The sequence below is a fragment of the Cognatundibacterium crateris genome (genome assembly GCF_010078235.1).
Classification (GTDB): domain Bacteria; phylum Pseudomonadota; class Gammaproteobacteria; order Burkholderiales; family Burkholderiaceae_D; genus Undibacterium; species Undibacterium crateris.
The window spans coordinates 457,792-484,392 of sequence record NZ_JAABOS010000004.1 but is presented as its reverse complement, the minus strand read 5'-3'; the positions used below and the strand labels follow the sequence as shown (position 1 = coordinate 484,392).

19 protein-coding genes are annotated in these 26,601 nt (G+C 52.6%); 9 read left to right on the top strand and 10 right to left on the bottom strand.

What is annotated here, in order from left to right:
* Positions 1 to 23: 23 nt before the first annotated feature.
* Positions 24 to 608, bottom strand: a complete 585-nt coding sequence (locus EYB48_RS10560; protein ID WP_408058287.1) for a malonic semialdehyde reductase — start codon at positions 606 to 608, stop codon at positions 24 to 26.
* 205 nt (positions 609 to 813) lie between these two features.
* Between EYB48_RS10560 and EYB48_RS10555 the strand changes: the two genes are divergently transcribed.
* Entirely contained in the window at positions 814 to 1,242 is a 429-nt protein-coding gene (locus EYB48_RS10555) for a DUF1841 family protein (protein ID WP_162020288.1), read from the top strand.
* A gap of 72 nt (positions 1,243 to 1,314) precedes the next feature.
* On the opposite strand, the gene EYB48_RS10550 is transcribed toward EYB48_RS10555, so the two are convergent.
* Both EYB48_RS10550 and EYB48_RS10545 read right to left on the bottom strand, forming a co-directional pair.
* The gene (locus EYB48_RS10550) at positions 1,315 to 1,659 is read right to left on the bottom strand and encodes a c-type cytochrome (protein ID WP_162020287.1); all 345 of its coding nucleotides are present in this window, start codon (positions 1,657 to 1,659) and stop codon (positions 1,315 to 1,317) included.
* A 14-nt stretch (positions 1,660 to 1,673) separates the two neighbouring features.
* The gene (locus tag EYB48_RS10545; RefSeq protein ID WP_162020286.1) at positions 1,674 to 1,997 is read right to left on the bottom strand and encodes a c-type cytochrome; all 324 of its coding nucleotides are present in this window, start codon (positions 1,995 to 1,997) and stop codon (positions 1,674 to 1,676) included.
* A 368-nt stretch (positions 1,998 to 2,365) separates the two neighbouring features.
* On the opposite strand from EYB48_RS10545, the gene EYB48_RS10540 reads away from it, so the two are divergent.
* Complete coding sequence (locus EYB48_RS10540; protein WP_162020285.1) at positions 2,366 to 3,229, top strand: AAA family ATPase; 864 nt, start codon at positions 2,366 to 2,368, stop codon at positions 3,227 to 3,229.
* 118 nt (positions 3,230 to 3,347) lie between these two features.
* On the opposite strand, the gene acs is transcribed toward EYB48_RS10540, so the two are convergent.
* Positions 3,348 to 5,339 (bottom strand): acetate--CoA ligase, encoded by a 1,992-nt coding sequence (gene acs / locus EYB48_RS10535; RefSeq protein WP_162020284.1) that lies wholly within the window; start codon positions 5,337 to 5,339, stop codon positions 3,348 to 3,350.
* 319 nt (positions 5,340 to 5,658) lie between these two features.
* Here acs and EYB48_RS10530 point away from each other — a divergent pair, with 319 nt between their 5' ends.
* The 4 genes from EYB48_RS10530 (at position 5,659) to EYB48_RS10515 (ending at position 10,858) form a co-directional block, all read left to right on the top strand.
* Positions 5,659 to 6,261 carry a TIGR00645 family protein gene (locus EYB48_RS10530; protein WP_162020283.1) on the top strand — a complete coding sequence of 201 codons (603 nt, stop codon included), beginning with the start codon at positions 5,659 to 5,661 and terminating at the stop codon, positions 6,259 to 6,261.
* 117 nt (positions 6,262 to 6,378) lie between these two features.
* Entirely contained in the window at positions 6,379 to 7,896 is a 1,518-nt protein-coding gene (locus tag EYB48_RS10525; protein ID WP_162020282.1) for a fumarate hydratase, read from the top strand.
* Between the two features lie 135 nt (positions 7,897 to 8,031).
* Entirely contained in the window at positions 8,032 to 8,883 is an 852-nt protein-coding gene (gene murI / locus EYB48_RS10520; RefSeq protein ID WP_162020281.1) for a glutamate racemase, read from the top strand.
* 115 nt (positions 8,884 to 8,998) lie between these two features.
* Positions 8,999 to 10,858, top strand: coding sequence for an AI-2E family transporter (locus EYB48_RS10515; RefSeq protein ID WP_162020280.1), 1,860 nt, complete (start codon positions 8,999 to 9,001; stop codon positions 10,856 to 10,858).
* 84 nt (positions 10,859 to 10,942) lie between these two features.
* Here the strand turns inward: EYB48_RS10515 and EYB48_RS10510 are convergent, their stop codons facing one another.
* Positions 10,943 to 12,136, bottom strand: coding sequence for an amino acid aminotransferase (locus EYB48_RS10510; RefSeq protein WP_162020279.1), 1,194 nt, complete (start codon positions 12,134 to 12,136; stop codon positions 10,943 to 10,945).
* Positions 12,137 to 12,540: 404 nt separating this feature from the next.
* Positions 12,541 to 15,825, bottom strand: a complete 3,285-nt coding sequence (locus EYB48_RS10505; RefSeq protein ID WP_162020278.1) for an amidohydrolase family protein — start codon at positions 15,823 to 15,825, stop codon at positions 12,541 to 12,543.
* Positions 15,826 to 16,397: 572 nt separating this feature from the next.
* On the opposite strand from EYB48_RS10505, the gene EYB48_RS10500 reads away from it, so the two are divergent.
* Positions 16,398 to 19,211, top strand: coding sequence for a TonB-dependent receptor plug domain-containing protein (locus EYB48_RS10500; RefSeq protein ID WP_162020277.1), 2,814 nt, complete (start codon positions 16,398 to 16,400; stop codon positions 19,209 to 19,211).
* 140 nt (positions 19,212 to 19,351) lie between these two features.
* Complete coding sequence (locus tag EYB48_RS10495; RefSeq protein ID WP_162020276.1) at positions 19,352 to 21,607, top strand: carbohydrate binding family 9 domain-containing protein; 2,256 nt, start codon at positions 19,352 to 19,354, stop codon at positions 21,605 to 21,607.
* 29 nt (positions 21,608 to 21,636) lie between these two features.
* Here EYB48_RS10495 and EYB48_RS10490 read toward each other — a convergent pair whose 3' ends face one another.
* A complete protein-coding gene (locus EYB48_RS10490) occupies positions 21,637 to 22,755 on the bottom strand; it encodes a CaiB/BaiF CoA transferase family protein (RefSeq protein ID WP_162020337.1) in 1,119 nt (372 codons plus the stop codon).
* A 187-nt stretch (positions 22,756 to 22,942) separates the two neighbouring features.
* Here EYB48_RS10490 and EYB48_RS10485 point away from each other — a divergent pair, with 187 nt between their 5' ends.
* A complete protein-coding gene (locus tag EYB48_RS10485; protein ID WP_162020275.1) occupies positions 22,943 to 23,563 on the top strand; it encodes a TetR/AcrR family transcriptional regulator in 621 nt (206 codons plus the stop codon).
* Positions 23,564 to 23,612: 49 nt separating this feature from the next.
* Here EYB48_RS10485 and EYB48_RS10480 read toward each other — a convergent pair whose 3' ends face one another.
* Genes EYB48_RS10480 through EYB48_RS10470 form a run of 3 tightly spaced genes read right to left on the bottom strand, consistent with a single transcriptional unit; the run spans position 23,613 to position 26,601 of the window.
* On the bottom strand, positions 23,613 to 25,043 hold the full coding sequence (locus tag EYB48_RS10480) for an aldehyde dehydrogenase family protein (RefSeq protein ID WP_162020274.1): 1,431 nt from the start codon (positions 25,041 to 25,043) through the stop codon (positions 23,613 to 23,615).
* On the bottom strand, positions 25,043 to 26,326 hold the full coding sequence (locus EYB48_RS10475; RefSeq protein ID WP_162020273.1) for an NAD(P)/FAD-dependent oxidoreductase: 1,284 nt from the start codon (positions 26,324 to 26,326) through the stop codon (positions 25,043 to 25,045). Before EYB48_RS10475 ends, EYB48_RS10480 begins: the two co-directional genes overlap by 1 nt.
* A complete protein-coding gene (locus EYB48_RS10470) occupies positions 26,323 to 26,601 on the bottom strand; it encodes a (2Fe-2S)-binding protein (RefSeq protein ID WP_162020272.1) in 279 nt (92 codons plus the stop codon). The genes EYB48_RS10475 and EYB48_RS10470 overlap by 4 nt, the downstream gene beginning before the upstream one ends.

Below are 26,601 nucleotides of genomic sequence, written 5' to 3'. Positions count from 1 at the left end.
GGAAGCAACTGCCCGCTCAGCAATCAGACGATACGGCAAGCCTGTTCAAAACTCAGACGTGGACCACGTGCATGTAATTTACTGGCGTCGCCATAGCCAAGATTGCAGATGAAATTCACTTTAACTTCGCTACCAGCAAAGAAAGTCGCATTGACTTTATCGGCATCAAAACCTGACATCGGACCACAGTCCAGACCCAGGGTACGCGCAGCCAGCATCAGATATGCGCCTTGCAAGGAGGAGTTACGGAAGGCTGTCGCTTCTATCAGTGCCTGATTGCCGACAAACCAGGAACGTGCATCCGCGTGTGGAAACAATTGTGGCAGCTGATCATAAAATGCCATATCCATACCGATAATTGCGGTTACCGGCGCAGTTTTGGTTTTCTCCAGATTTCCCTCCGCCATGCAAGCGAGCAAGGCAGATTTTTGTTCTTCGGACTTCACAAATACGATGCGCGCCGGGGAAGCATTGGCAGAAGTGGGCGCCCATTTCATCAGCTCATACAGTTCATGCAATATTGCGTCGCTCACAGGCTTATCCTGCCAGCCATTATGGGTACGTGCGTTGGTAAATAAGGTTTGCTGAGCTTCTGTACTTAACATGATGATTCCTTTTCTGGAAAACGAGGGAAAAACTTGCCGCATGATAAACGAAGATACTGAGCTCGTGTGCACTCCACCTGGCGAAATCGGCATATGCGCTGAGTTTAAACGACTCTGCCTGCAATGACAGCTAAAGACAGGGCAGCCAGCGCACCGTTTTTACCCTACAATAAGCGGCTTTTTCCAACGCTCATATTCAGGAAGCCGTATGTTCAACCCCAGTCAGGATGATGTCCGCCGTTTTTTCTGCGAAACATTCAGAAAAATGCATGCAAAAGAAATTCTGACACCGCTGGAAGGAATTGCTGCCGACTGGATACAACAACATCCTGAATACGACCAGGCACTGACTGATGTCGAAGCGGCTTTGCAGGCCAATTACAGCGTGGATCAGGGTCAAACCAATCCCTTCCTGCACCTATCCATGCACTTATCAATCAGTGAGCAGATTTCTGTCGATCAGCCGCGTGGCATTCAGGGCGCGGCACGCCAACTGGCACAGCGCTACAATTCCGAACACGAGGCACACCATCAAATCATGGAATGCCTGGGCGAGATGATCTGGAATTCCCAACGCTCAGGTCTGCCGCCAGATGGACAAGCCTACATAGAAGCGGTACAGAAACGCTGCCGCTGAGCTCAAGTCAGATTCAGCATAAAAAAATGCCACGGTGCGATGTCACACCGTGGCATTTTTATTCTTCGCCGCTTATTTCTTCAGTACCAATGTACCCGGCAGGCTGGATAAATAGGCGGAAATATTGGCAATATCCGCTGCACTCAAGGCCTTGGCCTGTCCACCCATGATTGCATTCGTGCGTCCGTTCGGACCATCGCCGCGCTGGTAGGCTTTCAAGGCATGTTCCAGATAATCTTTGTGTTGGCCAGCGATTTTAGGATAGGCCGGATCAATCGGAGAATTAAAGTCTTTCCCATGACATGAGGCACAGTTAAATTTTTCTGTCGCTGCTTTACCTGCTTCGACATTCCCCGCAGCCTGCGCAGTCGCGCTCAACATCGCCAGGGACAGAACAACACCGTTGATTACTTTCATGCTGACTCCTGTTCTTATTTTTGTTGTGAATAATAAGCGGCCAGATCGGCGATATCCTGATCAGTCAGGCTACCCGCGATACCACGCATAGAGGGATTTTTGCGCTCACCTTTCTGATAGGCTTTCAGCGCTGCTTCCAGGTATTTGGCAGACTGACCACCGATTTTAGGTACCTGAAACACTTCCGGATAACTGGCTTTATAACCGGGTATCGCATGGCAACCTATGCACATGGCAATCTTTTTGTCGGCAGCGTCTTTAGCATTTCCAACTACTTCCGCTGCTGCCGCAGCTTGGGCGAGACTCGCAACAGCGAGGAGTGCGAACAGTTTTTTCATAGGAACAATAGATTAGTACGGTTGGAACAAAGAAAATGACCCATAAGCTCTGCAAAACTCAGTGTATGCGAACAAATCTTGAAGACACGACGGGCTGTCTCAGACCACAGCAACGGATTTGCATCAGTCTTACTACATGTTGATGTTGCACATCATTCTATATGATGCACATCAAACTCCAGATGAAAAACATGCGAAATGCGGTCTATTTCCCACACTTTTTATGTTGCAACTGCACAAGAAACATCTTGCGTCTCTCCTTGGATAGGAATAACTCTTTTGAACAGCCAAAAATAGAACAGGCGTTCACAGATTGCCGGAATCTCGCTTATACTCAGACTCCGGGCTCAACCTTACCAACACTGACTATGACGCAAGATACAACTAGCTTACGCTTCGATGGTGCCGAAAATTATGTCGCCACCGATGATTTGAAACTGGCCGTGAATGCCGCTTTACGCCTGCAACGCCCGCTGCTGATCAAGGGCGAGCCTGGTACAGGCAAAACCATGCTGGCGGAGGAAGTCGCAGCTGCATTAGGTATGCCTCTGATGCAATGGCATATCAAATCTACCACCAAGGCGCAGCAAGGCTTGTATGAATATGATGCAGTTTCACGCCTGCGCGACTCACAACTCGGTGATGAACGTGTCAAAGATATCCATAACTACATCGTCAAAGGCGTGTTGTGGCAGGCATTTACCGCCGAACAGCCAGTGGTGTTGCTGATTGATGAAATCGACAAAGCAGACATTGAATTTCCCAATGACTTACTGCGCGAACTGGATCGCATGGAGTTTTATGTGTATGAGACACGTGAAATGGTCAGAGCACGACATCGTCCGCTGGTGATCATCACATCCAATAACGAAAAAGAATTGCCGGATGCCTTCCTGCGCCGCTGCTTCTTCCACTACATCAAATTCCCTGACAAAGAAACCATGCAGCAAATCGTCGATGTGCACTTCCCAAATCTGAAAGGGGATTTGCTGAGTCAGGCACTGCAAACTTTCTATGAAGTCCGCGAGATTGCCGGCCTGAAGAAGAAGCCTTCCACCTCTGAGCTGATCGACTGGCTCAAGCTCTTACTGGCTGAGGATATCCCGGCCGAAGCCTTGCGCAGCAAGGACAACAAGGCTTCCGTCCCGCCACTACACGGTGCTTTGCTGAAAAATGAACAGGATGTACACCTGTTCGAGCGCATCATGATGATGGCAAGGAATAATCGCTGATTTTGGCTGAATGCAGGCAAAAAAAACAGGCTCATTGCGAGCCTGAATACCTTAATCAAACCTGAATCGAACCTGAATCAGAAGCACGGCACCGTAGAGGTGCCGTGTACAAATCAGCTTACTGCGCCTGTTTGAGCTGGTCCAGAATTGCCGGATTTTCCAGTGTAGAAACGTCTTGCGTGATTGCCTCGCCTTTAGCGAGTACACGCAACAGGCGGCGCATGATTTTTCCGGAACGTGTCTTAGGCAGATTGTCACCAAAGCGGATTTCTTTTGGCTTCGCAATCGGCCCGATTTCCTTGGCAACCCAGTTGCGCAATTCTGTTGCTATCTGCTTGGCTTCATCACCGGTAGGACGAGCGCGTTTCAATACCACAAATGCACAGATCGCTTCACCCGTCGTATCGTCCGGCTTACCAACTACAGCAGCTTCGGCTACCAGCGGATTCGCAACCAGTGCTGACTCAATCTCCATCGTGCCCATACGGTGACCAGACACGTTCAGCACGTCATCAATACGGCCGGTAATGGTGAAGTAACCGGTATCTTTGTTACGGATCGCGCCATCACCTGCCAGATAGACCTTGCCACCAAACTCTTCCGGGAAATAGCTTTTCTTAAAGCGCTCAGGATCACCCCAGATGGTACGTATCATGGAAGGCCATGGACGTTTAACCACCAGAATACCGCCCTGCCCGTTTGGCAATTCATTGCCGGTTTCATCCACGATGGCGGCCATAATGCCGGGTAAAGGCAGCGTGCAGGAACCGGGGACCAGCGGCGTCGCGCCCGGCAACGGTGTCATCATGTGACCTCCGGTTTCGGTTTGCCAGAAGGTATCGACGATAGGACAAACATTGCGTCCTATATTTTTGTAATACCACATCCAGGCTTCGGGGTTGATAGGCTCGCCGACCGAACCCAGCAAACGCAGGCTGGACAAGTCATAGCGGTCCGGATGCACAGCGGCATCAGCGTCGGCCGCTTTAATCAGTGATCGTATCGCCGTCGGCGCGGTATAGAAAATACTGGCCTTGTGTTTCTCTATCATGGACCAGAAGCGTCCGGCATTCGGGAAAGTCGGTATGCCTTCAAACACGATTTCGGTCGCACCCATCGCCAGCGGGCCATAAGTGATATAAGTGTGCCCGGTCACCCAGCCGATATCAGCCGTACACCAGAACACATCGTCCGGCTTGATATCGAAAGTCCATTTCATGGTCAGCTTTGCCCACAGCAGGTAGCCACCAGACGAATGCTGCACGCCTTTTGGCTTGCCGGTTGAGCCCGAGGTATACAGGATGAACAGCGGATGTTCGGCGCTGACCCATTCCGGCTCGCAGACTACATCCTGGGTCGCCACCAGCTCATGCATCCACAGGTCCCGCCCTGCCTGTAACTGAATAGCGCCACCGGTACGACGGTAAATCACCACATTCCTGACCTTTTCGCACTCACCCAGCGCCAGCGCCTCATCGACGATCGCCTTCAGCGGTAAATGCTTGCCACCCCTGACCTGCTCATCGGCGGTAATCACCGCCACCGCACCTACGTCTACGATGCGTTCTTGCAGAGATTTCGCAGAAAAGCCACCGAATACGACGGAATGAGTTGCACCGATACGTGCACAAGCCTGCATTGCGACCACACCTTCGACTGACATAGGCATGTAGATCACCACCCGGTCACCCTTGCTGATACCCAGCGACTTCAAACCATTGGCGAACTGACAGACCTTTTGATGCAGTTCACGGTAAGTGACTTTGGTGACTTCGCCACCATCGGCTTCGAATATCAATGCGACTTTCTCTGCATTGCCATTGTCCAGATTCACATCCAGACAGTTGTAAGACACATTCATCAAACCATCCGGGAACCACTGGTACAAAGGTGCATTCGACTCGTCCAGCGTGGTTTCGAAAGGCCGTTGCCAGTGCAGATTTTCACGTGCCAGCCTGCCCCAGAAGCCCTCATAGTCTTGTTCGGCTTCACGGCATAAAGCGTGGTAAGCGTCCATACCAGAAATCGCAGCTTTTGCGGCGAATTCAGCTGGTGGTGGAAAAATACGGGATTCGGCTTTGGTTTCGTTTTCTGCTGCGCTGTTTGTCATTTTTGTCTCCAACTGGATTAATCGCATCTGATGCATCTGAAAATTCGCAGGTCTTTGCCCGGGAACAGCTTGGCTCTGACCAGGCAATACTAACAACTGCCTGTCTGGCACCGGTTCCGCTTCGCCTGATGATGTGCCAACCTTAAACGCAGAGACTTACTGAAGCCTTACGCATCACCGGACAATTACCATACCAAAATAATACCATCCCACATCCAATAAAAAACCACTGGTATTGCGCACGATGACACGACTGACTTAGCCAGATGTAAAATAGCGTTTTTATGCTCCACCACCTCTCTTACTTCAGAATTGATCTATGTCAAATCCAAAACAGTTCACCAAGTTATCACCCCTGGCAAACCTCATATTTTTCAGCCGCTGGCTACAGCTCCCCCTGTACCTGGGCTTGATACTCGCCCAGTGCGTATATGTATTTCATTTCTGGGTAGAGCTGATTGATCTGATCGGTGCTGCGATGGGCAACCAGAGCGCCTTGCAGCACATACTGGACGCCGTGTCTGCCGGTGGCAACCGTCCTACCAAGCTCAATGAAACAACAATTATGCTGGTGGTATTAGGCCTGATAGACGTCGTGATGATTTCCAACCTGCTGATTATGGTCATTATCGGTGGCTACGAGACCTTTGTGTCCCGCCTTGGCTTAGATGGACATCCGGATCAGCCAGAGTGGCTGTCCCACGTCAATGCCTCGGTGTTGAAGGTTAAACTGGCGATGGCAATTATCGGCATTTCATCGATACACCTGCTGAAAACCTTTATCAACGCGGCCAATTACACTGACACCGTGTTACTGGCCCAAACCGGCATCCACCTGGCCTTCCTGCTGTCCGCGCTGGCAATTGCACATTGCGATCAGATCGTGACGCGCACCCAGCTGGCAGCGAACGAGCATCAATAAAGCAAACTGATACTTCATCCCTGCATATCCTGAATGCCAGACCCAGCCGCGCTGTAAGCCTGGATTCAGGACCAGGGTTTACCCTAACCATTTTTTTACTCAGCCAAGAGCCATCCCATGACAGTCATCAAACAAGACGATCTGATTGAATCCGTCGCAGCCGCGCTGCAATACATCAGCTACTACCACCCGGCCGATTACATCGCCCATCTGGCGCGTGCCTATGAAGCAGAACAAAGCCCGGCCGCGAAAGATGCGATTGCCCAGATCCTGACTAACTCCCGCATGTGCGCCGAAGGCAAGCGCCCGATCTGCCAGGATACCGGCATCGTCAACGTATTCCTGAAAATTGGTATGGGCGTGCGTTTTGAAGGTTTCTCAGGCTCGATTATTGACGCCGTCAACGAAGGCGTACGTCAGGGTTATAACCTGGCAGAAAACAAGCTGCGCGCCTCCATCGTGGCCGACCCTCAGTTTGAACGCAAAAACACCAAGGACAACACGCCAGCGGTAGTACACATGGAACTGGTACCGGGCAATACGGTAGACGTAAAAGTCGCAGCTAAAGGTGGTGGCTCGGAAAACAAAACCAAGTTCGTGATGCTGAATCCTTCCGACTCCCTGGTGGACTGGGTGATGAAAACCGTGCCTACCATGGGTGCAGGCTGGTGTCCGCCTGGCATGCTGGGTATAGGTATAGGCGGTACTGCAGAAAAAGCGATGCTGATGGCGAAAGAATCCCTGATGGATGACATCGACATGTACGAACTCAGACAGCGTGGCCCGCAAAACAAACTGGAAGAATTGCGTATCGAGCTGTGCGACAAGATCAATGCGCTCGGCATCGGCGCTCAGGGTCTGGGCGGTCTGACTACCGTACTGGACGTCAAGATCAATATGTACCCGACCCATGCAGCATCCAAACCGGTTGCGATGATCCCTAACTGTGCAGCAACCCGCCATGCACACTTTGTGCTCGATGGTTCTGGTCCTAGCTACATCGAACCTCCAAAACTGTCTGACTGGCCAGAAGTCCATTGGACACCGGATACCGAAAAATCCAAACGCATCGATCTCAACACCCTGACTAAAGAAGAAGTCGCGTCCTGGAAACCAGGTCAGACCTTACTGTTGAACGGTAAAATGCTGACTGGCCGCGATGCAGCACACAAGCGTATTCAGGACATGCTGGCGAAAGGCGAATCCTTACCCGTCGATTTCACCAACCGCGTAATTTACTATGTCGGCCCGGTTGATCCTGTGCGTGATGAAGCTGTCGGTCCGGCTGGCCCGACCACCGCAACCCGCATGGATAAATTTACCGACATGATGCTGGAAAAAACCGGCCTGATCTCCATGATCGGTAAGGCGGAACGTGGTCCGGTTGCAATCGAATCCATCAAGAAGCATCAGTCTGCATATCTGATGGCCGTTGGCGGCGCTGCTTATCTGGTATCCAAAGCCATCAAATCCGCAACTGTCGTTGGTTTTGCTGACCTCGGTATGGAAGCCATTTATGAATTTGACGTGGTGGATATGCCAGTCACGGTTGCCGTTGATTCACAAGGTACCTCGGTACACAACACCGGCCCGAAAGAATGGCAGGCAAAAATCGGTATTATCCCGGTTCAGTAAGCGAATCTTTGTGCAGCGCGCACAACAGCCAATTCTGCAGCGATGTAAGAACTGGCTGACTGCTGCGCCAACTTTGCATTTTGGCTCCAGTCTGCATCACAGACTGGAGCATTTTTTATTCCGGATTCATTGCATATGATTTTTGATTCAGGCAGCCCGATAGGAATTTTTGATTCCGGCATCGGTGGTCTTTCGGTACTGCGCCACATCCACGCCTTGCTTCCGGCAGAACATCTGCGCTACATCGCTGACGCTGCCTATGTACCCTATGGAGAGAAAAGCGAGCAGGAAATCACAGCACGCTGCATGCTGATCGCGGACTATTTTTTTTCGCAAGGTGTTAAAGCATTGGTGGTTGCCTGCAATACCGCAACTGCGGCTGCCATACACAACTTAAGGACTGCATACCCTGAGCACATCATCATCGGTATGGAGCCGGGATTGAAGCCCGCAGCCGCATGCAGCAACAACCATGTGGTCGGGGTGCTGGCTACGCAGCGCACTCTGCAAAGTGAAAAATACCAGCGTCTGCGTGAGCAATTGAGCCAGGAAACCCAAACCCGGTTTGTCGCTCAAGCCTGTGTAGGTCTGGTCAATCTGATCGAACAAACCGACATGGACGCTGACGAACTGCAGCAATTATTGCGTGGCTATCTGCAAGTCATTGCCGAAGCCGGTGCAGATACACTGGTATTGGGCTGCACCCATTATCCGTTTGTACGGGAAAGCATAGAAAACGTTTATGCCAGCCTGCGTCCGGGCCTCGCCGCAGCCACCATCATCGATACTGGTATCGCCGTTGCCCAGCACTTGCAACGTCTGCTAATCCAAGAACAGTTACAAAGCCAGCGCACAGCTGAAGACCCGGCACAAAGCGGCAGCATTGCTGCCTATACCACCGGTGACGTAACTCACTTGCACAGCATGCTGAACAAGCTCTTGCAGCTCGACAACTGCCCGGTATCAGCACTGCAATTAGCAAGCTGAATCAGCAGCACAAATCCAGGTTTGCATAATTAGCATCTGCGTTTACAATCGCGGCACCCCTAAGCGCAGCATGCACTTCTTACACAGTTAAAGTGAGATCAAATTGAATTTGCAGATGAATGAAAAACTGGAACTGAGCCGCTTCCTGAGACTGGTCAGTGCTGCGATCGTCTTATTCTTCCTCGACTTCGGCAAGGAAGTGCTGATCCCGATGACGCTGTCTGTGATACTGTCATTTCTGCTGGCACCGCTGGTGAGGCGGCTGCGCCTGATCGGCCTGCCTTCCAGCGTATCGGTACTGATGACGGTTTTCCTGTTTGCCGCATCGATCTGTCTCGCCGGTTTGGTACTGGGTAGTCAGGTAGTCAAACTCGGTACCAGTCTGCCGCAGTATGAATCGACCATACGCGACAAATTACGCACGCTGAATGCCATCACCCTGGAGAAACTGCACAGCGTCACTGGCAAAACCGACTTTGTGACCGATCCATTTTCACGCGAGCTGGCCACGCCAAATAACGATAACGGCCTCACGCAGCAAGGAAATAAACCGGTGGCGGTGGAAGTGCATCAGCCACCTGCCACACCCGGCCAGCTGATCGCCAATATCCTGGACTCCATTACCGGCCCGGTAGAAACCATAGGCCTGGTGTTTGTGATGCTGGTCTTTATTTTGCTGGAACGCGAGTCACTCAGGGACCGGTTTATCAGCCTCATCGGCAGTAATAATCTGCGTGCCACCACGGTCGCCGTGGATGATGCGGCACGCCGCCTGTCACGTTTTTTCATCTCTCAATTTGCCGTGAATGGTGCCTGTGGCTTAAGTATTACGGTGGCATTGGCAGTCGTTGGTCTGCCGCAAGCGGTGTTGTGGGGTGTACTGACTGGCCTGTTGCGCTTTATTCCTTACATAGGCGCATGGATAGCGGCAGGCCTGGCAACTTTGCTGGCATTTGCTATCTCACCCGGCTGGGAATTAACCACTGCAACCTTGGTCGTGTTTATCGTGATCGAATTATTATTTGGACACGTGATTGAGCCTCAGTTATATGGACACACAACTGGCCTGTCGCCATTGTCGGTGGTGGTGGCAGCCGTGTTCTGGAGCTGCATCTGGGGGCCGGTCGGCTTAGTTTTGTCTACACCTTTAACACTGTGCTTTGTGGTAGCAGGCCGCTATATTCCAGGCCTCAATTTCTTGGGTGTCTTACTCGGCGATGAGTCTGCACTGACCTTACCGGAAAAATTCTATCAACGTGCACTGGCCGGAGATTCCGACGAGCTGATTGATGCTGCCCATCGCTTCATCCAACATCAATCCGTCGCGGCCTATTGCGATACTGTGCTGATACCCGCACTCAGACTGGCACAGACTGATTTTTCTGTTAAAGCGATTACCGATGAAGAAAAACATAAAGTCAGTAATGCAATCGCTTCTGTCTTAACCTCACTGGAATCGAAAGCGCCGTTCTGGCGGCGTCGGCGCAGCTCAGTGCTGGACAGTGAAACCCTGGCACGCCATCTGATACATGAGCGTGAGCTCAGCCTCGGCAGTTATCAGGGTCCCGTCGACGTACCAGCTGGTTCGGTGGTGCTCGTGGTTGGAGTACGCGAACAAACCGATGAACTGGCAGCCGAAATTCTGGTCAGGGTACTGCGTGCTGCACACATCGATGCACGGCACATCTTTACGACCGACATCAGTCAGCCGCCTCCGGATGTATCAACCAGCATGGTGGCTGCAATCTGTCTGGTTACCGCCAATTCGGATGAAAATAATCCTGCCATGCATGATCTGATCACGCAGATACACCAGCAATTACCGCAAGCCTGTCAGCTGGCTTTGTTCATCCCCGGAGATGCCAGCCAGGCGATACAGGAAACCCCGTGTCAGTCGGAGCTGGTACAAGCTTTTTACTCGTATCAGGAAATCACCGCCTCCATCACCCGCCATAAGGCAGAGACCCAATCCTAAACGCTGAGTGGGAATAACAATGTGTCCCGGACATAAAAAAAGCGATGCCTGAGCATCGCTTTTTTTTATTTGCAGCCGTATGGATTAGTTCAGTACCGCCGCGATAGCATTCGCCGTCGCTTCCACGTTGGAAGTATTCAGACCCGCCACGCACATACGTCCGGAACGCACCAGATACACACCGAATTCTTCTTTCAGACGATCACACTGCTCTGCTGATAAGCCGGTGTAGCTGAACATACCGCGCTGGGTCAGGAAATAGCTGAAATCACGGCCTGGTACTTTCGCGCTCAGCACATCATGCAACTTACGACGCATCAGCTGGATACGATCACGCATGGCCACCACTTCCGCTTCCCACATAGGACGCAATTCAGGGTCAGTCAGCACACGTGCCACCAGCTGGCCACCATGCATAGGTGGATTCGAATAATTACGGCGTATCGTTGCCTTCATTTGACCCAGCACATTGACTGCCTGCGCTGCGTCCGGGCACACTACACTGAGTGCACCGCAACGTTCGCCATACAAGCTCATGCTCTTGGAGAAGGAATTCGCCACGAAGAAGCTCAGACCTTCATCTGCCAGCAAACGGATCGCATACGCATCTTCTTCGATACCATCGCCGTAGCCCTGATACGCCAGATCCAGGAAAGGAATCAGCTCGCGCTCTTTGAGCACGGGTACCAGCGCCTGCCATTGCGCCTTGGTCAGATCTACGCCGGTCGGGTTGTGGCAGCATGCGTGCAACAGCACGATGCTCTTCGGTGTAGCCTGCTGCAAGGCTTCCAGCATGGCGTCGAAGCGCAGACCACCTGTTGCAGCATCATAGTAAGGATAGGTTTTTACGCTCAGTCCTGAACCTTCAAACACTGCACGGTGGTTATCCCAGGTCGGATCGCTGACCAGAATAGACGATTGTGGGAAGTAACGATGAATAAAATCACCACCGACTTTCAAGCCACCACTGGAACCTACTGTCTGCAAAGTCACAACGCGGCCTTCGCGCAATGCGACATGATCTGCACCGAATAACAAATGCTGAACTGCAGTACGGAAGTTAGCCGCACCTTCCATAGGCAGATAAGGACGGGCACCGGCTTCAGCCACCACTTTATGCTCAGCGGCACGTACCGAAGGCAGCATAGGGATTTTGCCGTTATCGTCGAAGTAAATACCGATAGACAGATTGATCTTGTTTGGACGCGGATCTTTACCAAATGCCTCGTTCAGAGACAGGATAGGATCGCCAGGATAGGCTTCGACATGCTGAAACATGGTTTGACTCCGGTAGTGGTGGACTGTGCCTCATCGCAGCAGCTGCAGCAGCCTTAAGTCGCCTTGCCGTCACGATGTTGGATAAGCCCTGTGAAAAGAAAACTGCCTGGCACCCTGCGCAGACACACTCTCGTCGCAAAGGCGCAATAGTCCGGCATTTTGACACATTCTGCGCTGCAATCAGGATACAGATAGTGTTTTTACTAGGGTGAACAGAGGAGTCGTGCTGTATGCGGCCTGAAATTTGGCAAATAAAGCAATAAACCAGCACAGAAACGACTACATGTTGCATGTTGACGGCCAAATACAACAAAGCGCCACCCCTGCCTGAGCAAGGATGACGCTTCGCTGTTGACTGATGCCGCTAAATTCCCGCCTGCGCGGGAGTGACAAAACCGGTCAACTTACTCCCCGGCGTGATTATGAGAATAATCGGTGGCGTCTACCGGCACATTGGCACCAGTTTTTCCTTCAAAGAAGAAGGGCTTTCTGGCCTTAGGATGTTTGCCGGTCTGATTCATGGTCGCCGTTTCAAATAAACGGCCATTCATCATCACATGCGTGATGCGGTCAGACTGGCGGATATCCTGTAACACATCGCCATCGATGATCATCAAATCCGCCAGCTTACCTGCCTCCAGCGAACCCACATCTTTATCCAGCCCCAGATAGCGCGCGCCATTCAGAGTCGCACTGCGGATCGCTTCGATTGGCGTCATACCACCCTTCACCATGGTCCACATTTCCCAATGTGCAGCCAGGCCTTCGCGCTGACCGTGTGCCCCCAGATTCACTGGCACACCGGCACGCTGCAATTCATTCGCCGCCTTGGCGACACGCAGCACATTGAAGTCCTCTTCAGGTGCAGTTTCGCGCCGTATGCTACGTGGCTGCAACACCGAGCGTGGCACATATTTAGACAGGATAGGATGCTTCCAGACATCGGTGCGCGCATACCAGTAATGCTCGCCATCGAGCCCGCCATAGGCCACACCGAGCGTAGGCGTATAACCGACCTTGGTCTGCGACCATAATTGCTTGACGTCGTCATACACATTTTCAACCGGCAGCGCATGTTCTATACCAGTATGCCCATCCACCACCATACTCATATTGTGCTGGAACAGCGAACCACCTTCCGGCACCACCATCATGCCGGTCTGCCTTGCGGCTTCCAGTATTTGCTGTCTTTGTTCGCGACGTGGCTGGTTATAGCTTTTCACCGAAATCGCACCGGCAGCTTTCATGCGCTTCAAATGGGTCAGGGCGTCGTCGAAATTATTCACCACTGCACTGAAATTCCCCTTAGCGCCATACAAGATGGTGCCAGTAGAAAAAATACGCGGCGCCACCACGGCTCCGGCTTTTTGCATCTCACTGTGGGTGAAAATTTCGTTGGTATCGTTAGACGGATCGTGAATGGTGGTGACACCAAAAGACAGCGAAGCATAATCTATCCAGCTTTGCTGAGGAATAATGCCGCCTTCACCCATGCCACCATGCCAGTGCACATCGACGATACCAGGCAAAATGGTTTTGCCGCTTGCATCAATCATGGTCGCACCTGCGGGTACAGCGACATCAGCGACACGTCCTATCTGCTCGATGCGGTTATCACGGATCACGATGCGGCCATTGTCGATCACTTCATCGCCCTTCATGGTCGCAATGCGCGCACCGGAAATCACGGTCACACCACTCGGCTTATCGGCTTTTTGTTTAAAGCCGATATGCAGGCCATCTTCGCTAAACTTAGGTAATTCTGCAGGCGCGCCCGGCACAAAGCTGAAAGCATCTTTTAAGTCACGGGTAAATAACTGATTACCCAATGCAAAATGGATTTTTTGACTATCGCCCGACCAGTGCAGGTACTGACCCGCATTCACATCCAGCTGACGTACCGGCAGTGCATCCATTTTCTGCCCTATGCTGATCGGCTTGCCGGCCAAAGGTAAAGGCGTGACATAGGCATGGAAGCGCTCACCAAATGCGAGCCACTGACCGTCAGGCGAAATCGCAAATTCACCGGCAAATTCACTTTTTGCGACCGCCTGCTCAGGACTGCCATCAAGCGGAACTTTGACCAGCGAGGTGCTCCAGTCAACTTCACCGGTGTACTTGGTACGGCTCACGTACACCGCGCTGCTGTCTTTTGCAAACTGCGGCGCACTGCCTTCTTCTGTCAGTAATTTAGGTGCTGACTGACCATCGGCTGCCACGGTATAGACGCCGGTATCCAGACCATTCCACGGCGTGGTCAGATAGCCGCCACGCGCTTTGACATAGGTGACGGTTTTTCCATCCGGGGACAAGCGCGGTTGCGTGTATTTGCCAGGTGTTTTGGTCACGATGGTTTCTTTGCCAGTACCCAGATCCAATACGCGCACTGAACCTGTCTGCTCATCATTCCAGGTCGTATAAACAACACGCTTACCATCTTTCGAAAAGCTAGGGAAATATTCAAAATGCTGACTCTGACTGGTCAGGCGTTTAGGCTGGCCATCAGGTAACTGGCGCACATACAAATGACCCAGCGCTGAATAAATCACTTTATCGCCAACCGGAGAAACCTGCACCCAGCGCAGCTGATGTACATCGAACTGTTCAGGCGCGACCTGATGTGCAAAGCGCAGGGCTGGCGTGATTTCACGCGTATCTTTGACGTGAAAAGCGATCTCCGTCGCTTTACCGGCAAAGGGATCGAGGCGCCACAATTTACCTTTCGCCCACACCACGATCTCTTTACTGCCCGGCATCCAGGCGAAGGAAGGATAGACGCCGTGGATGGCCCAGGCTTCCTGCATATCGCGCTCCAGCTCCGGCCAGGCCGCACGTTCTTCACCAGTCTGCAAATCTTTCAGGAACAGGGCCGACTGGTTGCGAATACGACGTACAAAGGCCAGATACTTACCGTCCGGCGAAGGAACAGGCCGAACCGCACCACCGGCGCCACTGACCAGTGCCTTGACTTTACCGTCCTGTAAATCTTTGCGGAAGATCTGATAAATCTGACCGTTGGAATCTTTGTTGTATTCAAACGAAGTTCCACCAGTCGTATCCTGGGAATAATACACATAGCGACCATCAGGCGAGAACGCAGGTTCGCCCAGGTCTTTCTGCCAGTTCGGTTTTTCATTGAGCTGTATGCCAGCACCGCCTTGGGTGTGATACATCCAGATTTCACCCGAACCCAGTGAACGTGTACCGCTGTAATGCTTGCGTGCCGCCAGATACTGACCAGACGGATGCCAGACCGGGTTGTTCAGCAAGCGAAAGTCTTCCTTGGTCACCTGACGCGGATTGCTGCCATCCGCATTCATCACCCACACATTATCGCCGCCCCCCGCATCCGACATAAAGGCGATTTGCTTACCATCGGGCGAAAAACGCGCCTGCATTTCCCAGGCGACTGAGTGTGTAAGAGGCTTAGCCTCACCGCCACTGATGGGCAGGGTATAAATATCACCGAGCAAATCAAATACGATTTGCTTACCATCCGGACTCACATCCACACTCATCCAGGTACCGCTATGGGTATCAATATTGACGACTTGTTTTTCACCAGGCGGCTGATTCACATCCCACTTTTTTGCAGGCTCTTTTTTCGCATCATTTGCCGCATACATGTCGCCACTGTTAGCTGCAAAGCACAGCGCCACTGCGAGTGGAATTAAACGTTTTTTTGACATTGAGCCTCTCCTTTATTGATTTATTTTGCACTGCAATGCTGAACATGCAGCCTGAAGTGATAGTAAGCGTTAGGTCTAGGATAAATAGTAAGGTGGAAAGTTCCAGGAAATACAACTTTGCTTCAGAGAAAAAAAACGACTGAATTTTCCAACTTTGCGCATAAAGAATACGGAGCTAGACGATAAAATAGAAAATATATTTTCAAAATTTGAGAAAATTAAGCCTGTTTTATCTGCCCAAAAGGAATAAATATCAAAAAAATCACTCTAAGTCCTCAAAAAGACTGAAAGTTAATTTTCATGAAAACTTTTTTTCAAAAAAATCCATTAATTGAACAAAAAAACGACATTTTTTTAGTAATTTGCCATTGTTTCAAAGAATTTTTTTTGGAGAAACGATACAAATTGTTACTATCGATACTGGGGTAAACATTTTTCTCAGCGGGGGGGATCTCGCAGGGAAAAACCAGACAAAAAATTACTGCATTGCAAAGAAGAAGCGTTTGCATTGCAGGAGCAACCCCGCGCGAACCTGTCATTGACTGGGTTTTCTATAACCGGAGAGTTAAAGAATGAAATTAAATAAAATTACCGCAGCATTAGCAACGATAGGTATGTTCAGTACCGCTGCTTTTGCTCAGGCACAAACACAAACCACTGAAAAAATTCAAAAAGTGGAAGTGACTGGTACCAGCATCAAACGTACTAACACTGAAACTGCATCCCCAGTGCAAGTCATCAGAGCCGCAGACATCAAACGTTCTGGTGCGACTAACATGTCCGAACTGATGCAAACCATTCCATCCATCACTTCCGGTGGTCAGAATGACTTCACATCTGGTAACGGTTTTGCTGCCGGTACAGCAACTGCGTCTCTGCGTGGTCTGGGTTCTGCATCCACACTGACGCTGATCAATGGCCGCCGTATGGCTGCAACAGCGACTGCCGATCCTAACTCCGGTCAATCGACACTGTATAACATCAACAATATTCCAATGTCCGCGATTGAGCGCGTTGAAGTTTTGAAAGATGGCGCATCTGCTGTTTATGGCTCTGACGCGATCGCCGGCGTGGTGAACATCATCCTGAAAAAAGAGTACAAAGGTCTGGAAGCGACTGCAACCACATCCGGCGCGACTCAGGGTGGCTTCAAAAACAATAACATCTCCCTGTTCGGTGGCTACGGTGACGTGGACACAGATGGCTTCAACATCATGGTTGGCCTGGATGCCAGCAAACGCGAAGGCACTAAAGTAGAAAAAACCGGTGGTATCAGCGCTTTACCAGTGGCACGCGGCAAATGGGGTGGCAATATCTTCGGTGAAGACAGTGCGATTACCTTTACACCGAACTACTATCCTGAAACTGGTGTAGGCAAGGGTGTTTATGACACGACAGCACCTTTAGCTCCAACTAAGTGCCCTGCAAATCAGGTCAGCACAACAATTCTGCAAAGCAAAGCACCTGCTTGCGCGATGGATACTAACCAGTATGCATACTTCACCATGCCATCGAAGTCTGCCAACCTGTTTTCGCGCGCCTCTTTCAATGTCACCAAAGACATCAGTGGTTTCGTTGAAGCCGGCGTATCCCGTCTGGAAAACGAATTCCCAGGCGGCGGTGGCTTCGCTACCCTGTCCAGCGGTCTGAGCACCTGGTTTGACCCGTCTGGCACACGCCGTTCCTTCCGCTTCGCTCTGCCAGCCAATCACCCAGACAATCCTTTGTTCATCGCTAACAGTGCAAACCAGCTGCGTGTAGCGACTGGCGCACGTTTGGCTGATATTGCTGCCGGTACTGACGTAACACAAACCACCTATCGTCTGGTCGGTGGTCTGAGTGGCACACACTTTGGCTGGGACTGGCAATCTGGTCTGATGCTGAACAAATCCAAACGTGAATCCCGCGACTTCGGTGCAATCAACTCCATAACGGCAGGTGCTGCGCTGGAAAAATATCGTTTTGGCGGCGTTAACAGTGCTGAATTGCTCAAACAAATCAGTCCTGATGCGAATTCCAGTGGCGAAACTAAAGTTAACAGCATTGATCTCAAAGGTTCTACAGAATTCGGTCAACTGGCAGGCGGCTCTATTGGTATCGCTGCCGGTGCAGAATATCGCCGTGAAAGCATCGACATGGTTTCTGATGCCAATCTGGCAGCCGGTAACTACGTCGGTCGTGGATCGTCGTCCGCAACAGGTTCGCGCAATGTCGCCTCTCTGTTTACAGAAGCTAACCTGCCAGTATTGAAGTCTGTCAATATTGAAGCAGCGGTACGTTATGACCGTTACAGCGACTATGGCTCTTCCACGACACCAAAAATCGGCTTCAAATACACACCGATGCCTGAACTGAGCTTCCGCGGTACGGTTTCTGAAGGCTTCCGCGCTCCTGGTCTGACGCAGATCTCGACTTCGAACGTCTCCAGCTTCCAGACCATCAATACCAACCGTGACTGGGTACGCTGCCCTAACGGCGCTGCTATTCCCGGCGCAACTAACTATGAGTCTGCAAAAGAATGCAGCGATGGCGAACGCTCCATCGCATCGTTCATCGTTGCCAACACTCAGTTGAAACCAGAAACTTCCCGTAGCAAGACTTTGGGTCTGGTATTTGCACCGACTGCAAACTTCAGCGGTACATTGGATGTGTATCAAATCAGCCGTAAGAATGAAATTGATCGCCTGAGCTCTAACGACATCCTGCGTAAGCTGTATGCCGAAGGTAATACAGTCTACAATGAAGTCGTATTCCGCAGCCCGGATCCTACAACCTTGTTGAAGGATGCCGCAGGCAATCCTATCCCTGGTACAGGCCCGGTTGTTGGTGTAAAACGTAAATACCTGAACCTGGGTGAATCCATTGTTAAAGGTGTGGATCTGGAATTGGCTTACAAAGCAAATCTGGGAGCATGGGGTCGCTTGAACACCACTTTGTTCGCTGGCTACATTGATAGCTTCAAATATCAAAGCGAAGCAGGCCTGCCATATGTTGACACATCGGATACAGGCGATACACCTCGCTTGAAAACCCGCTTGAACCTGAGCTGGTCGCTGGACGACTACACCGTATTTGGTTCAATGAACTATACAAGCGGCTACGGTCTGCCAGCATTCAATAACACAACTGGCGTAAAAACAGTCTGCAATCCTCTCCTGAAGGCTGCAGCACTGGCAGAAGCACCTGGTTGCCGCGTAGCTTCATTCACATCGTTCGATATGGGTGCAACTTACACAGGCTTCAAAGATCTGACACTGAGCGCAACCGTACGTAATGTATTTGATCGCAATGCTCCATTCGATCCTAACTACAGCTACTACAACACTGTATTGCACAACCCACAAGGTCGTGCTGTCACAGTCAGCGCAAACTACAAATTCAAATAATCAAGTCATCGTTTATTGAAATTGAAGTGTAAAAAACCCGGCTGAAAAGCCGGGTTTTTTTATCTGTTTACTTCAGGAACTCCAGGCACAGTAAGCAGTCTGATACCCAGCTCAAACTTCACCCGCCTAAAGCTAACATCATGCCTACTCCGTCTCTATCCAAGCGCCTGTCACTGCAAGGCTGCAGCCTTGCTTTATCAATGCTTTGCAGCGCTGTCTACGCAGCGCCCACCGGCTTCCAGGCCTACCCCATCACAGATAAAACCCAGCGCATACAAGTCGATGGCAAGCTGGATGATGAAATCTGGTCCAAGGCAGCGGTGTTTGATACGTTTTATCAAACCCAGCCTGTCGATCAGCAAAAAGCGCATTTGAAGACTGAAGTAAGACTGGCCTATGATGAAAAATATCTGTACGTCGGCATCAAGGCTTACGATGACAAGGCGGCGCTGATACGGGCACCTTTTGCGCGGCGCGATAAGATCAGTATCGATCAGGACTTTGTCGCACTCTACATCGATGCCAGCGGCAGCCATAAGTCCTCACAAGTGTTTTATGTGAATGCACGCGGCGCAATCATGGATGGCATGTATGCAGATATGACCGGTGACGATACTGCACCGGACTATGATTACCAGGTCGCGACGGCGCTACAGGATGATGGCTGGAGTGCCGAGTACCGCATACCTTTTTCCGAAATCGCCTATGATAAAAATGCGGAAAAACCCTGGAGCCTGCTGGTATTGAGGAATATGACCAGGGATCAGCGTTACCGTATGTATAGCGGTGGTGTCACGCGTGCTGCCAGTTGCAATCTATGCTTCTCAGATGACATTCAGGGTTTGAAAAATCTGCCTTCCGGCATGAACTGGAGCATCACGCCACAGATAGTCAGCCGCCGCAGTCGCGATGAACAAAGCGGCTCACCGGCAAAATCAGCGAGCAGTAATCAGCTGAGCCTGGATATGAAATTCAGGCCGGATTCCGCTACGACTTTCGATGCCACCATACGCCCGGATTTTTCACAAATCGAGCTGGATGCACCTCAGTTATCCGGCAATACCCGCTTCAGTATTTTTGTCTCTGAAAAACGGCCGTTCTTTTTGGAAGGCGCTGATATGCTGAAAACGCCGATGAACGTGATCAGCACGCGCAGCATTTCCAATCCCGATGCAGGCTTGCGCTATACCCGGCGCGATGGCGAACGCGATATCAGCATCCTGACAGCCAGAGATGTCGCCGGTGGCCTGGTGCTGCTGCCTAACAGCTATTACACCGGACTCGCGACCCGCACCGAGGATTCCATCGCCACCGATGCACGCGCTAACTTCCACTTTGGCAGTTTATCAGCAGGTGCGGTATTCACCGACCGTACCCTGAGCCAGTCGAAAGCCTATAACCGCGTGTTCGGCCCTGACTTTATCTGGCAGCGCAATGAAAATGAAATGCTGCGCGGCCAGCTCTTAGTCAGCCAGACCACAGCCCAGACCAATGCTGACGGCAATCTGGTCGCGGGCGCCAGTACCCGTGGTCATGCTGCACATCTCGAATGGTCGCGCGGCAGTAGCAGTTGGGCGATGTCCGCCACTTACAAGGATTTGAGTAAAGACTTCCGTGCTGATAATGGATTTTTTTCACAGACCGGATTTCACAGCTTTAACTCTGAGCTGGTCAAAAAATTTGGCCGTAACGGCATCTTCCATGAAGTGAATCCTTATCTGCAGCTGGAATACAAACGCGACAGCCTGGGCAATATCATGGGTCGCAGCCTGATTCCGGGCATACGGGTCGCCAGCCATTACGACAGCAGTGCCTATCTGGCCTTCAGTCCGGCCAGCCAGAGCCGCGTCAGTGAAACGGGTGAGGTATTTTCAAGTAATAAGTTACTTGCCGGTTTTGGTGTCAGCCCCGGACGGCAAGTGGCCAGGGTTTCCGCTGACCTGACACTGGGCGATGTGATAGATATCGACAGCAACCGTCTCGGTCGCGGCGGCACGCTGAGCAGCAGCGCTAAACTGCGTCTGCATGACCGCTTCGAGCTGGAGCCCAATTTTGCGATCAACTGGATCGATCAGACTGCCACACCCGGCATCACTCAGTCTGGCCGCGCCTACAGCGAGACTGCATTTCAGCTCAACAGCGTGCTGCACTTCAGCAGCCAGGATAATCTGCGTCTGATTTATCAACGCGGCCATGTCTGGCGCAATCCGACGCTATACCAAAAAGCGGTCGCTGCCGATAGTGAGCGCCATATCAGTTCGCTGGTGTACACCCATACCGAGAGCCTGGGACGGGTAGCCTATCTGGGCTGGACCCGCTCCGGCAATGAGACGCCGGGCTTTACTGCCAAACGTCAGCAAAACGAAGTCTTTGTGAAGCTGTCCTGGCGCATCTGAAGCTGAGCTAGTGTTAAAACCTGAGCGACTCAGGCTATACCCCAGTCGCGCAGTATCGCAGCCGACTCATCGTTCTGATGCGCAGATTGCGCGGGCAAATCCGGCTGGGTACGGCTGAAACGCGGTGCCGGTGCTGGCTGCACCACACCATCGAGTTCGACAAAACTGGAACGCGCTTTTGCATGTGGATGCAAAGGCGCGTTTTGCATATCCAGCACCGGTGCGCAACAGGCATCACTACCTTCCAATAACTCACACCATTGCGCCTGGGTTTTCGTCGCAAATACCTGCCCCAGCTGTTGTTTGGCAGCGGCCCAGCCAGCGCGATCAAACTGCGCAGGTAACTGACTTGCTTCTATTCCGGCCAGTTGCAGCAATTGCTGATAAAACGCAGGCTCTATCGCACCGACCGCCATATAACGCTGGTCGGCACAAGCATAGGTATCGTAGAAATGCGCAGCACCATCAAGCAGATTACTGCCGCGCTGCAAGGACCAGGCTCCGGCGGCCTGAAAGCCATATAGCATCGCGCCTAATAAGGCACTGCCTTCCGTCATGGCAGCGTCCACCACCTGCCCTTGCCCTGACTTGCGCGCTTCCAGCAAGGCGCAGACCACACCAAAGGCCAGCAGCATGCCACCGCCACCAAAATCAGCCACCAGATTCAAGGGCGGCGCTGGCGGGCTATCCGGTCTCCCCATCGCTTGCAACATGCCACTCAGCGCGAGGTAATTGATATCGTGTCCGGCACTGTGCGCTAAGGGTCCGCTCTGCCCCCAGCCTGTCATACGTCCATATACCAGACGCGGATTACGCTGCAGGCAAACCTCAGGTCCCAGCCCCAGTTTTTCCATCACACCGGGCCGGAAGCCTTCGATCAGAGCATCCGCTTTATCACTCAGCGCCAACAAGGTCGCCTGATCCTGAGGCGATTTCAAATCCAGTGTGATCACACGCCGGCTGCGCCCCAGCACATCGTAACGACTGCCCAGCAAAGGAAACACCTGCTGCGCCGCCGTGGCTGAGTCGGCGCGGCGCTGCACCCGAACCACCTCAGCCCCCATATCCGCCAGCATCATGGCGGCAAATGGACCGGGCCCCAGACCCAGCATTTCTATCACACGCAATCCTGCCAGCGGCCCAGTCATCGGCATACTCCTGCATTGAAAGAGAATCGAAAGAGAATCAGCAGTATCGCTGTTTTTTTGCGCTGTTCGTCCTTAGTGCATGCGGAAACAACAGGATTTTTCAGTCTGCTGCATTCACTCAGCTACATTCAGGCTCTGACTCAGGTAAGCTGACAGGCTGATCAAGTTCTTTTTATTTTCAATGCACATGCCTGACATGCAGCCACCCGCCAAGCTCATCAAAAAACGTGGCCGTCCCACTCAAAGCGGATCAGACAGCAGTCGCCGTCTGATTTTGCGGCACGCAGCTGCGCTGTTCCGGCAACAGGGCTATGACCACACTACCGTACGCGATATTGCAGCGGCCAGCGGCATGCAGGCCGGCAGCTGGTTTTACCACTATAAATCCAAGCACGACATGCTGCGCGCGGTGATGGAGCAGGGATTGCTGGACGCTTTGGAAAAGATAGAGGTGATACAGCAGCAGCCGCTGAATGCGCGCGAACTGTTCACGCAACTGGTGACCGCGCATCTGGAAACCCTGGTCGCGCCGGAACATGATTTCATCCCGGTTCTGCTGTATGAATGGCGCGCCTTGAATCCGGAAGCGCGACAAGAGATCGTGCATCTGAAAGACCGTTATGAAGCGGTGTGGGAAGCGTGCCTGCACAGACTGAAAGTCGAGGGTAGCTGGCACATGCCGGGGGAGTTCGATAAGCTCTGGATGTTTGGCGCGCTCAACTGGACCGCACAATGGTACCGTCCGCGCGAAGGCCAGACGCTGGCGACACTGAGTGCCGACGCTGTCCGTTTTTTGCTGCGTTGCTGAGCCAGTACCGGCACTGACTCAGCAACGCAAAGACTGACACCAGCAGAGATCAGGATGCGATGTAACTGGTTTTCATGGTGGTGAAAAACTCGACCGCCGCACTGCCCTGCTCACGCGCACCATAGCTGGAACCCTTAGTACCACCGAAAGGTACGTGATAATCAACGCCGGCAGTCGGCACATTAACCATCACCATACCTGCCCGCGCATGACGACGGAAATGCGTCGCATACTTGAGTGAGGTGGTACAGATACCGGCGGTCAGCCCAAATTCCGTATCATTCGCGAGCTGCAAAGCATGCTCATAATTCTTAGCCGGAATCACCGAAGCGACTGGCCCAAAGATTTCTTCGCGCGTATGCTGCATGGCCGGATCGCAATCCACGAATAAGGCAGGATTGAGGAAATAGCCGTCGGTATCACGTTGCAGGCGCTCACCACCAAAAGCCAGTTTCGCGCCTTCGTCTTTAGCGATCTGTATGTAACGCAAATCCTGATCCAGCTGTGACTGATCCACCACCGGGCCGATGTCGACGCCTGCGTGCAGGGCGTGACCTACCTTCAGTTGGCCCAGTTTTTCTGTGACAGCCGCCACAAAACGGCCATAGATCGCCTCTTCTACGATGATGCGCGAAGAAGCCGTGCAGCGCTGACCGGTAGAGTAGAAGGAACCCTGAACCGCCGCATTGACGGCCACCTCCAGATCACTGTCCGCCAGTACCACCAAAGGATTTTTACCGCCCATTTCCAGCTGAACTTTGGCGCGTCGCGCTGCACATGCAGCGAGTACCCGGCTGCCTGTTGCGACCGAACCGGTGAAGCTGATCGCATCCACGCGACGATCATTCACCATCGCTTCGCCAACCACACGGCCAGGTCCGGCCACCAGATTGAACACGCCGGGCGGCAAACCGGCACGGCTGATAATTTCTGCCAGCGCCCAGGATGAAGCCGGTACTAATTCGGCTGGCTTGAGCAACACGGTATTGCCAAAAGCCAGTGCCGGTGCGACCTTCCAGGCCGGGATCGCGATAGGAAAATTCCAGGGCGCGATGATGCCAACCACACCCACCGGTTCACGGCTCACATCGACTTCGATGCCAGGACGCACCGACGCCAGTTTGTCGCCACGGATGCGCAGGGCTTCCTGTGCAAAGAATTTGAAAATCGCGGCAGCACGCCCTACTTCTCCTATCGCTTCCGGCAGCGTTTTACCCTCTTCGCGCGCGAGCAAAGTACCCAGCTCAGTTTTACGCGCCTGGATTTCAGTACCGATCAGATCGAGCGCATCGGCTCTTTGCTGTACACCCGAATGACGCCAGCTCAGCGATGCCTGATGGGCTGCCGCAATCGCTGTCTCCACCTGTTCTGCTCCTGCCGTCGCGTACTCGCCAACCACATCAGCGCGGTCAGACGGGCTGCGTACGGTAGTGTGCTGAGCGCCGTCTGTCCATTCACCGTTAATCCATAATTTTTTCATTATTCTGTCTCCTTCAGGCTGCCCGCTGCCAGGGCAGCAAGCGTTGATGTTTTGGCGGGAAACACAGGCTGACGCAGCTGTGGTGCTTCCCAACCGTATAAAAACTGACAGGCCGTGCCGCATATCCGGCCCTGACATGGCCCCATACCGGCGCGCGTCACCAGCTTGGCAGTGCGCCAGTCAGCATGTTGCTGTAAGCGGGCGGCACTCACGTCCTCGCACCGGCACACGAGGGTATCCGGTTTGCATAGCGCGCGCAATCCGGCTCTGAGTGCAAAAGTCGTTTGCAACAAATGCGCAAATGCCAGCGTCTGTTGCTGCACGCGTCGTGTGGCAGCCGGAATCGCCTGTGCGGTTGCGGCCAGGCCTGCGATCTGGCCCTGGATCAGCGCCTGTTCCACACCGCCGATACCGGTCACCTCACCTGCGGCCCAGATGTTGCGTACAGACGTCATTTGTTGCGCATCGACCTGCACTTTACCTTCTGTCAGCGCGCACTTCAGCGTATGCGCCAATTCCAGATTCGGCGTTAAGCCATAAGCACAGGCCAGCACATCGCAGCTAAGTTCGATTTCCTGCTGTCCCTGGCGCAGTCGCACTTGCTGCAAACGCTGCTGACCGGATGCCGCCAACACCGTGCTGCGCGCGCGATAGCGTACTTTTCGCAAAGACCAGAACAAGCCCAGCGCCTGCCAGGCTTTGGCGCGCTGCTGGCGCAATAATTGCAAAAAAAATCTGCACAAAGCGGACCAGGGCTGATCTTCAGCAATCAGCAACACCTGCGCGCCAGCTTGCTGCGCAGTCTGCGCTGCAGCCAGTAGCAGTGGGCCGCTACCGGCGATCACTACGCGTTTTCCCTGCAAGCTGGCACCGGCCTTGACTAAGGCTTGCAAGCCGCCCGCGCCCATCACACCGGGCAAAGTCCAGCCCGGAAAAGGCAATAAAATTTCACGCGCACCGCTGCATAAAATCAGCTTTTCCCAGCGTATTGTCAGTACCTGATCGTCCTGCTCTGCCACCAGAGTTTGCGCATGCAGTGCGACGATGCGCGTCGCAGGCAGGTATTGCACCTGTTGACGGCTGCTGATGTGCTGCCACATTGCATGTGCACGTGCATCTTTCCAGCTGGTTTCGCCACCGCGCCAGATCTGGCCACCGGGTGCCGGATTTTCATCCAGTAAAACGATACGCACACCCGCCTGCAGCGCAGCGCTGGCCGCTGCCAGACCGGCTGGCCCGGCGCCGATAATCAGGAGCTGCGCAGAAATCTCTTGCTGTTTCATTTTGCCTCCATCGTCTGATGGGATGCAGTCTGTATCACCATGCAAGGCTTACACAGAGTCTGACAAGCGAGACGTTGCGGCTGTCCATTAATCGTGACCCGGCATTCCTGGCATACACCCATGCCACACAGCGCAAAACGCGGCTCACCGCTGACAGAGCAGCGCGTCAGCCACTCATCCTGCTGCATGAGTAAGGCCGCAACCGTGATACCCGTCTGCGCCTTGATTGGTCTGCCATTCAGCCAGAGCTTGATGGCTTCCTTTTGATCTTGCAT

Bases quoted from the DNA above. Each gene is read 5' to 3' on its own strand.
- EYB48_RS10555 (WP_162020288.1), top strand. From the start codon at position 814: ATGTTCAACCCCAGTCAGGATGATGTCCGCCGTTTTTTCTGCGAAACA.
- EYB48_RS10550 (WP_162020287.1), bottom strand. From the start codon at position 1,659: ATGAAAGTAATCAACGGTGTTGTTCTGTCCCTGGCGATGTTGAGCGCG.
- EYB48_RS10545 (WP_162020286.1), bottom strand. From the start codon at position 1,997: ATGAAAAAACTGTTCGCACTCCTCGCTGTTGCGAGTCTCGCCCAAGCT.
- EYB48_RS10540 (WP_162020285.1), top strand. From the start codon at position 2,366: ATGACGCAAGATACAACTAGCTTACGCTTCGATGGTGCCGAAAATTAT.
- acs (WP_162020284.1), bottom strand. From the start codon at position 5,339: ATGACAAACAGCGCAGCAGAAAACGAAACCAAAGCCGAATCCCGTATT.
- EYB48_RS10530 (WP_162020283.1), top strand. From the start codon at position 5,659: ATGTCAAATCCAAAACAGTTCACCAAGTTATCACCCCTGGCAAACCTC.
- EYB48_RS10525 (WP_162020282.1), top strand. From the start codon at position 6,379: ATGACAGTCATCAAACAAGACGATCTGATTGAATCCGTCGCAGCCGCG.
- murI (WP_162020281.1), top strand. From the start codon at position 8,032: ATGATTTTTGATTCAGGCAGCCCGATAGGAATTTTTGATTCCGGCATC.
- EYB48_RS10515 (WP_162020280.1), top strand. From the start codon at position 8,999: ATGAATGAAAAACTGGAACTGAGCCGCTTCCTGAGACTGGTCAGTGCT.
- EYB48_RS10510 (WP_162020279.1), bottom strand. From the start codon at position 12,136: ATGTTTCAGCATGTCGAAGCCTATCCTGGCGATCCTATCCTGTCTCTG.
- EYB48_RS10505 (WP_162020278.1), bottom strand. From the start codon at position 15,825: ATGTCAAAAAAACGTTTAATTCCACTCGCAGTGGCGCTGTGCTTTGCA.
- EYB48_RS10500 (WP_162020277.1), top strand. From the start codon at position 16,398: ATGAAATTAAATAAAATTACCGCAGCATTAGCAACGATAGGTATGTTC.
- EYB48_RS10495 (WP_162020276.1), top strand. From the start codon at position 19,352: ATGCCTACTCCGTCTCTATCCAAGCGCCTGTCACTGCAAGGCTGCAGC.
- EYB48_RS10490 (WP_162020337.1), bottom strand. From the start codon at position 22,755: ATGACTGGGCCGCTGGCAGGATTGCGTGTGATAGAAATGCTGGGTCTG.
- EYB48_RS10485 (WP_162020275.1), top strand. From the start codon at position 22,943: ATGCCTGACATGCAGCCACCCGCCAAGCTCATCAAAAAACGTGGCCGT.
- EYB48_RS10480 (WP_162020274.1), bottom strand. From the start codon at position 25,043: ATGAAAAAATTATGGATTAACGGTGAATGGACAGACGGCGCTCAGCAC.
- EYB48_RS10475 (WP_162020273.1), bottom strand. From the start codon at position 26,326: ATGAAACAGCAAGAGATTTCTGCGCAGCTCCTGATTATCGGCGCCGGG.
- EYB48_RS10470 (WP_162020272.1), bottom strand. From the start codon at position 26,601: ATGCAAGATCAAAAGGAAGCCATCAAGCTCTGGCTGAATGGCAGACCA.